Genomic DNA, 12,589 nt, shown 5'->3' with positions numbered 1-12,589 from the left:
GCCGCTAGGTCGCCGGCGGCGGGACCCTGTTGGTCCACCACGCCGCCGGTGACATAGCGGCGCAGGTTCTCGGCGCCCGCGTCGGAGAGCAGGAACAGCGCCGGTGCCACGACCAGCCGGTAGGCGCCCAACTCGTGCTCGGGATGGGCGAAGTCGACGGTGACGCCGGCGTCCCACAGCGCCCGGTGGGCGCGGCGCAGCTCCGCGTGGCAGCCGAGCTCGGACGACGGCAGCCCGTCCACCTCCAGGGCCCACCAGGCGTCGGAGTCGTGCAGGACGGCCACCGGCGCGGACACCGTCGAGCCCGCCAGCTCGCCGAGCCGTGCGACGGCCTCACCCGCCGCCGTGACCTCGCGGAAGACGCGGCTGTCCGGGCCCGCGTGGGGCACCATCGCCGAGTGCCAGGTCTCGGCACCGGCCCGGGACTGCCGCCACTGGAAGAACAGGGCGCCCTCCGAGCCGCGGGCGATGTGGCCGAGGGTGTGCCGCAGGATGTCCCCGGGCTCCTTCCCGAGGACGCGGTCCCCGTCGTAGACGGTGTTCGTGCCCTGTTCCATGAGCAGCCACGGCCGGCCGCCGCCCAGCGAACGCGCGCGGTCGGCGGCGAAGGCGGTGTCGGCCGCGGCGTCCAGGCCGGGCGCCGTGGGGTAGTGGTCGACGGCGACCAGGTCGACCTCCCGGCCGAGGGCCCACAGGTCCAGGTTCTGGTAGGCGGGGAGCATCAGATTGGTCGTCACCGGGCGGTCGCTGTGCGCGCGGATCGCGTCGCGCTGCTCCCGGTACGCGGTGAGGACCTCGTCGGACCAGAAGCGGCGGAAGTCCAGCGCCTGGCCCGGGTTCCTGTGCCACTGCGTGGCGCGCGGCGGGAGGATCTGCTCCCAGGAGGTGTAGCGCTGGCTCCAGAAGGCCGTGCCCCACGCCTCGTTGAGGATGTCCAGCGAGCCGTGACGTCGTCGCAGCCACTGCCGGAAAGCGGCGGCCGTGTGGTCGCACCAGCAGAGCGTCACGTACTCGTTGTGCACGTGCCACAGCGCCACCGCCGGATGGTCGCCGTAGCGTTCCGCGAGGGCCGAGGCGATCCGGCGGGCCGCGTCACGGTAGGCGGGCGCGGCGAGGCAGTAGGTGTCCCGGCTGCCGTGGGTCAGGCGGGTGCCGTCCGGCGCCACCGGCAGCGCGTCGGGGTGGGCCGACGTGAACCAGGGCGGCGGCGAGGCGGTGGGGGTGGCGAGGTCGACGGCCACACCGTTGGCGTGCAGCCGTTCGAGGTGGGCGTCGAGCCAGGCGAAGTCGTAGCGCCCCTCCTCGGGTTCGAGCAGGGCCCAGGAGAAGACGCCGACCGTGGCCAGGTTGACCCTGGCCCGGCGCATCAGGTCGTCGTCCTCCTTCCACACCGGTTCGTCCCACTGCTCGGGGTTGTAGTCCCCGCCGAAGGCGAGTCCGCCCAGGCGGTCGGTGATGCTGCGGGTGGTCATGGCAGGTCCTCGGGTCGGGGCGACCGCGACGCGTCGCAGTGAGGGAGCGGGAGGAGTGAGGGAGTCTGAGGAGTGAGGGAGTGGGAGGTGCGAGGGAGCGGCTCCGCCTTCACGCGGGGCTGGAAGGGGCGGAGCCGCTCCGGTCCGTGACGGGCCGTCGGCCCGGTCAGCCCTTGATGGCGCCGGTCAGGACAGCCGGTGCGGAAGTGCTTCTGGACGAACGGGTAGACGATCAGCAGCGGGACCAGCGTCAGGATGGCCACCGCCATCTGCAGCGACACGGCGGACCTTCCCTCGGCAGGCTGTCGAAGCGCTTCACTCGACTGGCGAAGGTAATGATGTGTTTCGTGCGAAACAAGAGGGCTGGAACAAGGAAACTCGTTTCGATCCGAGGAATTGACAGCTCATCGCAGGGAGTGGCAGCGTCGATGCGCTTCGACAATCGGTCCTCGCGCCCAGCGAACTGAGGAGTCTGAATCTGTGAGCTCTCCCGTCCCGCCCCCGGCCGACCGGCCGCCCTTCCGTGATCCCGCGCTCACGCTTGCCCAACGCGTCGACGACCTGCTGGAGCGGCTCACACTCGATGAGCGGCTCGCCCTGCTCCACCAGTACGCGCCGGCGGTGCCACGCCTCGGCATCGACTCCTTCCGCACCGGCAGCGAGACCCTGCACGGCGTCGCCTGGCTCGGCGTGGCGACGGTCTTCCCACAGGCCGTGGGGCTCGGCGCGACCTGGGACGAGGAACTGGTGCGGGAGGTCGCCGAGGCCGTCTCGGTCGAACTGCGCGCCTTCCACCGGCACCGCCCGCCCGCCGTGGGCTCGGGCACCCACAGCCTCCAGGCATGGGCGCCCGTGCTGAACCTGCTGCGCGACCCGCGCTGGGGCCGCAACGAGGAGGGCTACTCCGAGGACCCGCTGCACACCTCCCGCCTCGGCACGGCCTACTGCCGGGGGCTCGCGGGCGACGATCCGGCCCACCTGCGGGCCGCGCCGGTGCTCAAGCACTTCCTCGCCTACAACAACGAGGACGACCGGTGCGTCACCTCCTCCGGGGTCCGCCCCCGGGTGCTGCACGAGTACGACCTGGCCGCCTTCCGCCCGGTCGTCGCCTCCGGCGCGGCCACCGGAGCGATGGCCGCCTACAACCTGGTCAACGGACGCCCCTGCCACGTCAGTCCGCTGATCGAGCGGGAGCTGCGGGCGTGGGCCCGGCCGACCGGCCACGACCTGTTCGTGGTCAGCGACGCCGAGGCGCCCTCCAACCTGGTCGACCTGGAGCACTACTTCGACGACCACGTCGAGTCCCACGCCGCCGCCCTGAAGGCGGGCATCGACAGCTTCACCGACCAGGGCGAGGACAGCGCGACCGTGGTGGGCCGGCTGCGGAAGGCGGTCGAACAGGGCCTGATCGACGAGGAGGACGTCAACCGCGCGGCCCGGCGCCACCTCCAACTCCGCTTCCGACTCGGCGAGTTCGACCCCGACCTCGATCCGTACGCCGGTATCGGCCCCGAGGTCGTCGACAGCCCCGGGCACCGGGCGCTCGCCCGGCGCGCCGCGACCGCCTCGGTGGTGCTGCTCAAGAACGACGGGCTGCTGCCCCTCGACGCCGCCCGCGCGCCGCGCATCGCGGTGATCGGCCCGCACGCCGACACGCTCCACGAGGACTGGTACAGCGGCACCCTGCCCTACCGGGTCGGGGCCGCGACCGGTCTACGGGCGGCACTGGACGACGCCCACGTGGTCTGCGTGGAGGGCGCGGACCGGATCGCCCTGCGCTCCCGCACCACGGGCGAACCCCTGGGTGGCACCGCGTACGACGTCACCGACTGGGGCGGCGGTGTCGTGACGCTCCGCGACGCCGACACCGGCCACTACCTCCGTGGCACGGACGACGCCTCCCTCCTCGCCGACCGGGACATCCTCAAGTCCTGGTTCGTCGACGAGACGTTCCGCCTCGAACCCGCCGAGGACGACGGCCCCGGCACCGTCCTGCTGCGGAACGTCCGCACCGGCCGCTACGCCGCCGTCGACCCCGCCGACGACCGGGTCCGGCTCACCGCCGAGACCGCGCCGACCGCCGAACGCTGGCAGGTGGAGCTGCTCCGGGACGGCACGGCCGAGGCCCGGGCCGCCGCCGAAGAGGCGGACGTCGCGGTGGTGGTCCTGGGAAACCACCCCATGGTCAACGGCCGCGAGACCGAGGACCGCACGGGCATCGCGCTGCCCGAGGGGCAGGAGGCGCTCCTGCGCGCCGTCGCGGCCGTCCGCCCGGAGACCGTCCTGACCGTCATGAGCAGCTACCCCTACGCCGTCGACTGGGCCGACGAGCATCTGCCGGCCGTGCTGTGGACGTCCCACGGCGGACAGGAGACGGGCCATGCGCTGGCCGCCGTCTTCCTCGGCGACGCCGACCCGTCGGGCCGTCTGCCGCAGACCTGGTACCGGGGCGACGACGCGCTCCCGGCCCCGCTCGACTACGACATCATCAACGCGGGCTGGACCTACCAGTACCACCGCACGGCTCCTCGCTACCCCTTCGGCCACGGCCTCTCCTACACGGAGTTCACCCACCGTGACCTGCGGTTGTCCACGTCGACGGTGACTCCGGACGGCGCGGTCGACGTCACGGTGACCCTGGCGAACACCGGCGCGCGGACCGGCAGCGAGGTCGTGCAGCTGTATGTCCGCGCGCGGGAGGCCCGTTACGAGGCGCCCCGGCTGCGGCTCGCCGACTTCCGCAAGGTGCGGCTCGACGCGGGCGACAGCCGGGAGCTGACCTTCCGGCTGCCCGCCGAACGGCTCGCCCACTGGGACGTCACCACGGGCGCCTTCGCGGTCGACCCCGGCCCGTACGAGATCCTCGTCGCCCGCTCCGCCGAACAGATCGTCCTCACCGCCCCGCTGACGGTCGACGCCCCCGCACCCGCGCCCCGGACGGTCGTCGGCCGGCGGACCTCGGCCGTCGACTTCGACGACTGCGCGGACGTCACCCTCGTCGACGCCACCCGCACGGACGGCGACGCGGTCACCCCGGCGGACCCGGCCCGTCCCGCGACCCTGCTGTTCCGGTCCGCCGACCTGTCCGGCGCCGTCCGCTTCGAGGCCGAGGTGGCACGGGAGGACGGCACGGGGGAGGCGACGCTGGAAGTGCGGGCCGGGGAACGGCTGCTGACGGAGATCGCGGTACCGGTCACCGGCCACCGGCACACCTGGACGACCGTCTCCTCCGTGACGCCGGAACGGTATGTCGGTGTCCACGACCTCCTGGTCACCCTGCGCGGCGCCTTCCGGCTGGCGTCCTTCCGCCTCGCCCCACCGGGAGACGGTCCCGGCGGTGGTCGCGAACCGGGGGACGGTGGCGGACCGGGCGGTGGACCCGGAGGCGGACCAGGAAGCGGACCCGGAGGCGGTGTCGAGCGGGACGGCGGTGCCGAACCCGGACCCGTGGGCGAACCCGGACCCGGCGGCGTGCTCCCGGCCCGGCAGGGTGAGGGGGCCGTCGCATGAGCGCGCCTTCCTTCCCCTCGCTCCCCGCCGGTTTCCGGTTCGGGGCCGCCACGGCCGCCTACCAGATCGAGGGCGCCCATGACGAGGACGGCCGGGGTCCCTCCATCTGGGACACCTTCAGCCACACCCCGGGCCGTACCCTCGCCGGCGCCACCGGCGACATCGCCGCCGACCACTACCACCGCCACCGCGAGGACGTGGCCCTGCTGCGCGACCTCGGCGTCGACAGCTACCGCTTCTCGATCGCCTGGCCGCGCGTCCTGCCCGACGGGACGGGCCGGGTCAACGCCAAGGGCCTGGACTTCTACGACCGGCTCATCGACGACCTGTTGGCCGCCGGCGTCGCACCCGCCGTCACCCTCTACCACTGGGACCTCCCGCAGGCGCTGGAGACACCGCCCGACGGCGGCGCGCCGGGCCACGGCTGGCGGGTCCGCCGCACCGCCGAGGCGTTCGCGGAGTACGCGGCCGTCGTCGGCGCCCGCTGCGGCGACCGGGTGGAACGCTGGATGACCCTCAACGAGCCGTACTGCTCCGCGTTCGTCGGCCACGCGGAGGGCCGGCACGCGCCCGGCACCCGGGAGGGTCCCGGCGCGCTGGCCGCCGCCCACCATCTGCTCGTCGGCCACGGCCTCGCGGTCCGCGCCCTGCGCGAGGCGGGCGCCGGGAACATCGGCATCGCCCTCAACCTCGACCGTGTCCACGCCGCCTCCGACCGGTCCGAGGACCTCGCCGCCCGCCGCCGCGCCGAGACCCTCCACAACGACATCTGGACCGAGCCCCTCTTCGCCGGCCGCTACCCCGCCAACGAGGCCGACACCTGGCCGCCCGGCACCGCCGACGGCCCGTGGCGCCTGCCCGGCGACCTCGAACTGATCGGCGCACCGCTCGACTTCGTCGGCCTCAACTTCTACCGGCCCCTCACCGTGGCCGCCGCCCCGCACCGCGAACCCGATCCCGGGCGGCGCACCGCCGTGGACATCGGCGTGGTGGAGCTGGACCCCTACGGCACCCGGCACACCACCATGGGCTGGCCGGTCGTCCCGGCCGCGTTCACCGAACTGCTCCGCGAACTGCCCTCCCGTTACCCGGGGCTGCCGCCCGTGTGGATCACCGAGAACGGCTCCGCCGAGGCCGACACGGTCGCGCCGGACGGCCAGGTCCACGACAGCGAACGGATCGACTACCTCGACGACCACCTCCGGGCCGTGGCCGAAGCCGTCGCCGCCGGGGCGGACGTACGCGGCTACTACGTCTGGTCCCTGCTGGACAACTTCGAGTGGGCGCGCGGCTACGACCAGCGCTTCGGTCTGGTCCGCGTCGACTACGACACCCTCACCCGCACGCCCAAGGACAGCTACCGCTGGTACCGGGCCCTGATCGCCGCGCACCGCGCGCGGACGGAGGACACCGCACGATGAAGTTCACCGACGGCTACTGGCTGATGCGCCCGGGCCACACCACGCGTTATGCCACCGAGATCGCGGACGTCCGGGCCGACGAGCACCGAATGACCCTCTACGCCCCGGTGAGACACGTCCGCGGGCGCGGCGACACGCTCAACAGCCCCCTGCTGACCGTCGAGTGCTGGTCGCCCGCCGAAGGGGTGATCGGCGTACGGGCCACCCACCACGCCGGATCGGTGCGCCGGGGGCCGCGGTTCGCGCTGCCAGGCGCCGAGGAAGGCGTCGGCAAGGTCCGGCGGGACGGCACGCTGCTGGAGCTCGTCTCCGGGGAGCTGACCCTGCGCGTGGACACCTCGGGACCCTGGCGGCTGGACTTCACCGCCGGGGGACGGACACTGACCTCCGTGGGCGAGCGGGGCACGGGCTTCGTCACCGACGCCGAGGGCCGCCACCACATGGTCGGCCAACTGGCCCTCGGGGTGGGGGAGCTGGTGTACGGGCTGGGGGAGCGGTTCACCCCGTTCGTCAAGAACGGCCAGACGGTGGACATCTGGCAGGCGGACGGCGGCACCAGCAGCGAACAGGCGTACAAGAACATCCCGTTCCATCTGACGAACCGCGGGTACGGCGTCCTCGTCAACCATCCCGGCAGGGTGAGCTACGAGATCGCCTCGGAGGCGGTGGGCCAGGTGCAGTTCAGCGTCGAGGACCACACGCTGGAGTACTTCGTGGTCCACGGACCGACACCCAAGGAGGTCCTGGAGCGCTACACCGCGCTCACCGGCCGTCCCGCGCTGCCCCCGGCCTGGGCCCTGGGCCTGTGGCTGTCGACGTCGTTCACCACCGACTACGACGAGGCCACGGTGAACGGCTTCATCGACGGCATGGCCGAGCGCGGCATCCCCTTGAGCGTCTTCCACTTCGACTGCTTCTGGATGCGCGGCCACCAGTGGTGCGACTTCGACTGGGACCCCGAGACCTTCCCCGACCCGGCGGGCATGCTGGCCCGGCTCAAGGAGCGGGGGCTGCGGGTCTCCGCCTGGATCAACCCCTACATCGCCCAGAAGTCGCCGCTGTTCGAGGAGGGCATGCGCGCGGGCCACCTCGTACGGCGGCCCGACGGCAGTGTGTGGCAGTGGGACCTGTGGCAGCCGGGCATGGCCCTGGTCGACTTCACGAACCCCGCCGCCCGCGACTGGTACACCGGCAAGCTGCGCGCCCTGCTGGACCAGGGCGTCGACTGCTTCAAGACCGACTTCGGCGAGCGCGTCCCCACCGACGTGGTCTGGCACGACGGCTCCGACCCGGACGGCATGCACAACTCCTACACGCACCTGTACAACCGGGCCGTCTTCGAGCTGTTGCGGGAGGTGCGCGGCGAGGGCGAGGCGCTGGTCTTCGCCCGCTCCGCCACCGTCGGCGGCCAGCAGTACCCGGTGCACTGGGGCGGCGACTGCGAGTCCCACTTCAACGCGATGGCCGAGTCGCTGCGTGGCGGGCTGTCCCTCGGCCTGTCCGGGTTCGGGTTCTGGAGTCACGACATCGGCGGCTTCGAGGGCACCCCCACGCCCGCCGTCTTCAAGCGGTGGGTGCAGTTCGGCCTGCTCTCCTCGCACAGTCGGCTGCACGGCAGCAAGTCGTACCGCGTGCCGTGGGACTACGGCGAGGAGGCCGTCGAGGTCACCCGCGCGTTCACCCTCCTCAAGCACCGCCTCGCCCCCTACCTCCAGCAGGCCGCCCGCCAGGCCCACACCACGGGGGTCCCGGTGATGCGGGCCATGGTGCTGGAGTTCCCCGACGACCCCACCGCCGCCTTCCTCGACCGTCAGTACATGCTGGGCGACGACCTGCTCGTGGCCCCGGTCCTCACCGACGACGGCACGGTCGAGTACTACGTCCCCGAGGGCACCTGGACCAACATCCTGACCGGCGCCCGGGTCACCGGCCCGCGCTGGGTGCGGGAGCGGCACGACTTCCACACCCTGCCGCTGCTCGCCCGCCCCGACTCGGTCGTCCCCTTCGCCGCCGACGACCAACGGCCTGTCTCGGCCTGGGCGGACGGCGTCGAACTGCGTGTCCACGCCTTCGCCGACGGCGCCGAGCGCACCGTGGTGATCCCGCGCCCCGACGGCCCCGGGGACACGGCACGCTTCCACGTACGCCGGGACGGCGACCGGTACCACGTCACCACCGACAGTCCGCACCCCTGGCACCTGCGCACCGGCGGCCCCGACGGCGCCCTCCACAGCGTCACCGGGGGGCCCGCGACGATCGAGGTTCCCGGCGCGGACCTCGACGGGTCCTGAGGAAGCCGGTCCGGATGAGGCGGGGTGGCATGCCGGATGCCGCGGGGTGGCGTGCCGGGCGCACGCCACCCCGGTCCGGCCGGTGCGACGGGAGGTCAGCCGGCGGCCAGTGTGGTCCACTTCTGGTTGCTGCCGCCGTGGCAGTCCCACAGGTGGAGCTGGGTGCCGTCGGTCGTGGAGAAGCCCGGGACATCGAGGCAGCGTCCGGACGCGGGGTTGCGGTAGCCGCCGTCGTAGGGCTGCCAGACCTGGTTGGCGCCGCCGTGGCAGGTCCACAGCTGCACCTTGGTGCCGTTGGCCGTCCCGCTGCCGGAGACGTCGAGGCACTTGCCCAGGGAGCGCAGGGTGCCGTCGGTGTACGCGGACCACAGCTGGTTGGCGCTGCCGCCGCAGCTCCAGATCTGGACGGCGGTCCCGTCGGCGGTGCTCGCGCCGCTGACGTCGAGGCACTTGCCGGCCAGGCCCGACTCCACCCGGGCGGGCGCGGGAGCCGGGTTCCTCAGCCACCCGGCGCTGTCCGCGGTCCGGACGCCGCGGTGGAAGGCGTCCGCCATCTTCTGGTAGCCGGAGTCGTTGGGGTGCAGGGCGTCGACCAGGTCGGCCGTGGTGAGGGCGCTCATGTCCACGTACGCGACGTGTTTGCCCGCCGCCTGCGCGTCCCGCACGATCGTGGGGACGGCCTGGTTGTACGCGGCCCGGTACTGCTCCTCCGAGCCGCTGGTGGACACCACCAGGGAGGCCACGAGGACGGTCGCGTCGGGGGCGGCGGCGGTGATCCGGTCGACCAGCGACCGCAGCCGGGCGGTGGCCGTGGAGACCTGGTAGCTCTCGTTGAGGTCGTTGGTGCCGATGTGCAGGGTGACGACGTTGGGGCGGTAACGGGTCAGCGCGGCGTCGGTGAGCGCGGTGATCTGGTGGATCTTGTATCCGGAGTGGCCTTCGTTGTCGGGGTCGGACATCGAACCGGCGCGCCCGGTGCCCACGAAGTCCAGCGGGTGGCCGTCCGCGGCGAGCCTGTTCCACAACGGGGCCCGGTAGCCGTTGCCCGTACTGCTTCCGACGCCCCAGGTGATGGAGTCACCCAACGGCATGACCCGCAAGGGGGTGGTCGGGGCGGCGGAGGCCGGGGTCGCACCCGCCGCTGTCACTCCGAACGTGGCGGCGACCAGCGTGATCAGGGGAAGAATCCAGGACCGTCTCATGGGACGTATAGATACCACGCGATTGCGTCCATGACATCCCATGAATACAGGAAAGTTGAGGATAGCTGAGCCCAACGGGGGCTAGTAGCCGCCTGTTCCGCCACCCGCTGACTCATTGACATCCGATGTATGGAGCTGGTTCCGCATCCAATGACCGTCGGTGCTCCACCCCAGCAGGCGTCGGGCCCGGCCGTCGTCCGCCGTTCCGTCGGCGTCGAAGGCGCCACCCTCGGCGATCAGGGTCAGGCCCGCGAGGGCGGGTGCCAACCGGGCCGCGACATGGGCGGGGTGACGGGCCGTCTCCTCGTGCAGCCCGGCGATCATCCGACGCTGCTCCCCGGGCGGGCAGAGGGACAGGTGGAACAGCATCTGGCGCCAGGCGTACGCCGCGTCCTTGACGGTGCCCAGGGGGCGCGGGTTGTGGTGGACGAGCGCTGTCAGCCGGCACACCGTCACGAAGCAGCGCCGCGCCAGGTCGGCCGAGCCGGTCCGCGGGGCGATGCCCACCCGCCCGACCAGCGTGGCCAGATTGTGCGTGGTGAGGATCTGCGCCTGCTCGATCACCGTGCCGTTCGCGGCGACCGACCAGAACCCGGACGGCGTCCCCGCGCGCTCGGCGCACAGGCGTGCGAAACCGGCAGATGTGCGCGCGCCGGACGAACGGCCCGGTGCCGCGTCGGCCTCAGCGATCGCCAGATCACGGATCGCCGCGTAGTCGATGCCGTAGTAGCGCTCGTACAGTGAGCCCCCGCCGAGCAGGTCGCCCGCGATCCGTGCCGCCGTGAGGAACTTCGGGCTGAACGCGCCCATGAAGATGTCCGCGGCCAGCTCCTCCACGAACGGGGCGCCCAGGTCGCACCGGCGTCCCAGCTCACCCAGCTCACGGACCAGCGGGTTGGGCAGAAGGGTCCCCGGGAACGCCTGCACGGCCAGTTCGCCCAGCTGTCGCAGCACGGTGAGCGCGCCCTCGCCGTCCGCCCTGCCCAGCACCGCGGACCGCTGCCCCGACACCGCCCGTACCCAGGGCAGTTCCTCCACGCGCACCTGCCGTTCCAGGTCGAGCAGCAGCAGGGAGCGGCGGTTGCGGAACGCCCGGTAGTGCGCCGTCATCAGCGCCCGCAGCGCCTCGTCCCGGTACGACCGGGCGGTGGTCGCGGCGACCAACTGCGGGACGAGTTCGGCCAGTACCTCGGCGGACGGGACGGCGCCCCGCTCCACGAGGGTGCCGATCGGCGCGCTCAGCGCGGACTCGACGACCCGGCCGATCACGGGCGGCACGGCGGCGCCGACGGGCAGCCCGGTCTCCCGGCCCTCCTCCTCGGTCACCGCGCGCAGGAGCGGGGCGACATCGGTGACACCGGTGTCCTGGGGGAGTACGGCGAGGCGGCGCAGCATCAGCTGGGCCAGGGCGTGGTGGGAGGGGAGGGCCGCCTGCGCGGCCTGGCCCCGGCGCAGCGCCGTGTGCGCCGCGGACCCGGGCAGACCGCGTCGCCGCACCATCGACTCCACCGCGTGCCGCAGCAGACCGAGCCGACGGGCGTCCAGCGGCCGACCGGCGACGACCTCCTCCAGCGCGCCCCGCAGAATGTCCAGGTTCGCCTTGGGGTCGCGGTGCTTGGTGCAGCGGGTGTGCTCCGCGGCGAGCCGGCGGTAGCGGCCGAGCAGCATCGCACCGTCCGTCAGCCAGTCGTCGTCCGGGGCGAGTTCGAGGACCCGGCCGTCCCGTGCGGTCCGCAGCCAGTGGACGAGGAGTTCGTCGCCGAACGGCTGCCACACGGCGAGCGCTTCGCGCTGGGTCTCGACGGCCGCGTTGGGCCGCCGCCGGATCAGGGTGTCGACGGTGTCGGAGACGGTGTACCGGTGGACCGCCGCGGCGGAGTCCGGCGCGGGGCCGTCCGCCGGGCGGGGCAGGAACCGCAGCCGGCGGGCGAACGGTTCCAGCTCCGCCGCGAGGTCGAGCGCCGCGTCCACCTCCCCGTGCCGCACCAGCCACGCCATGGTGAGCAGCGCCGCCTCCTCGGGGACGCCGATCTCGTAGTGGCCGCTGTCCAACAGGGCCCACAGCCAGGCCAGTCCGGGCTCGGTGAGGCAGTGGGCGAAGAGCGCGCGCCGCTCGGCGGGCACCCCGAAGCTCCGCGCGGCCTCGACCTCGTACGGCTGGAGGGGGCCGCCCGCGCTCGCGGTCCCGGTCGCGAAGCCGCCCCGCACGACCTCGGGGGTCGCCCAGGCGGGGAGGCCCGCGACCGGGGTGCGTGAACCGATCGTCAGCCGGCCCGCGGCCATCCCCGCGAGGACCTGCCGCCAGCGCTGCCCGCGCACCTCGGCCCGGCGCCGGGTGTCGGCGTCCTCGTGGGTCAGCCGGGTGGTGAAGGCCCTGGCCAGCTGGGCCGCCGCATAGGACGGCGCGACGGTGGGGTGCTGCTGCTCAGCGTTGTCGTTCATAAGCCGACGTGGCAGGTTCCGCCCCCGCGCCCTCCGGGTCCCGAGCCCGGCGCTCTGCTGCTGAGCTACACGTCGATGACCGCAGAACCTAGTGCTGTGACCGGAAAGGTTCACCGGCTCGCGACGCCCGGCACGGCACCTCGCGGCGTTGTCGCACGACCCGAGTACATCCAGTACGCGGGTCATGCTCCGCCTTGCGAGGCACCGCACCGGACGCCGCGAGCTTTCCGGCAGACCTTTCCGGTCACAGC

General features: G+C 73.1%; 7 protein-coding genes and 1 tRNA gene. 3 read left to right on the top strand and 5 right to left on the bottom strand.

Annotation, left to right across the window (positions count from 1 at the left end; all coding sequences use genetic code 11):
- Positions 1-1,472 (bottom strand): beta-galactosidase (locus AOK23_RS31190; protein WP_055715920.1); only part of this gene is annotated, 1,472 nt, incomplete at its 3' end.
- The gene (locus tag AOK23_RS31185) at positions 1,469-1,753 is read right to left on the bottom strand and encodes a hypothetical protein (RefSeq protein ID WP_055715919.1); all 285 of its coding nucleotides are present in this window, start codon (positions 1,751-1,753) and stop codon (positions 1,469-1,471) included. The genes AOK23_RS31185 and AOK23_RS31190, both read right to left, overlap by 4 nt.
- Positions 1,754-1,952: 199 nt before the next feature.
- Here AOK23_RS31185 and AOK23_RS31180 point away from each other — a divergent pair, with 199 nt between their 5' ends.
- The 3 genes from AOK23_RS31180 to yicI are packed head-to-tail and all read left to right on the top strand — an operon-like array spanning position 1,953 to position 8,694.
- Positions 1,953-4,982 carry a glycoside hydrolase family 3 C-terminal domain-containing protein gene (locus AOK23_RS31180; RefSeq protein ID WP_107102912.1) on the top strand — a complete coding sequence of 1,010 codons (3,030 nt, stop codon included), beginning with the start codon at positions 1,953-1,955 and terminating at the stop codon, positions 4,980-4,982.
- Positions 4,979-6,403, top strand: coding sequence for a GH1 family beta-glucosidase (locus tag AOK23_RS31175; protein ID WP_055715918.1), 1,425 nt, complete (start codon positions 4,979-4,981; stop codon positions 6,401-6,403). Before AOK23_RS31180 ends, AOK23_RS31175 begins: the two co-directional genes overlap by 4 nt.
- Positions 6,400-8,694, top strand: a complete 2,295-nt coding sequence (gene yicI, locus AOK23_RS31170) for an alpha-xylosidase (protein ID WP_055715917.1) — start codon at positions 6,400-6,402, stop codon at positions 8,692-8,694. Before AOK23_RS31175 ends, yicI begins: the two co-directional genes overlap by 4 nt.
- 95 nt (positions 8,695-8,789) lie before the next feature.
- Here yicI and AOK23_RS31165 read toward each other — a convergent pair whose 3' ends face one another.
- The 3 genes from AOK23_RS31165 to AOK23_RS31155 all read right to left on the bottom strand — a co-directional run bounded on the left by AOK23_RS31165 (position 8,790) and on the right by AOK23_RS31155 (position 12,413).
- The gene (locus tag AOK23_RS31165) at positions 8,790-9,896 is read right to left on the bottom strand and encodes an SGNH/GDSL hydrolase family protein (RefSeq protein ID WP_055715916.1); all 1,107 of its coding nucleotides are present in this window, start codon (positions 9,894-9,896) and stop codon (positions 8,790-8,792) included.
- Positions 9,897-9,977: 81 nt separating this feature from the next.
- Positions 9,978-12,338: a hypothetical protein gene (locus tag AOK23_RS31160; protein ID WP_055715915.1), complete on the bottom strand. Its 2,361-nt coding sequence runs from the start codon at positions 12,336-12,338 to the stop codon at positions 9,978-9,980.
- Positions 12,339-12,341: 3 nt separating this feature from the next.
- A tRNA-Pro gene (locus AOK23_RS31155) sits at positions 12,342-12,413 on the bottom strand.
- Positions 12,414-12,589 lie beyond the last annotated feature (176 nt).

Source organism: Streptomyces torulosus, from assembly GCF_001419765.1.
Classification (GTDB): domain Bacteria; phylum Actinomycetota; class Actinomycetes; order Streptomycetales; family Streptomycetaceae; genus Streptomyces; species Streptomyces torulosus.
Note: the sequence above shows the minus strand (reverse complement) of the source record. Positions and strands in the feature narration are given on the sequence as shown.

Bases quoted from the DNA above. Each gene is read 5' to 3' on its own strand.
- AOK23_RS31160 (WP_055715915.1), bottom strand. From the start codon at position 12,338: ATGAACGACAACGCTGAGCAGCAGCACCCCACCGTCGCGCCGTCCTAT.
- AOK23_RS31165 (WP_055715916.1), bottom strand. From the start codon at position 9,896: ATGAGACGGTCCTGGATTCTTCCCCTGATCACGCTGGTCGCCGCCACG.
- yicI (WP_055715917.1), top strand. From the start codon at position 6,400: ATGAAGTTCACCGACGGCTACTGGCTGATGCGCCCGGGCCACACCACG.
- AOK23_RS31175 (WP_055715918.1), top strand. From the start codon at position 4,979: ATGAGCGCGCCTTCCTTCCCCTCGCTCCCCGCCGGTTTCCGGTTCGGG.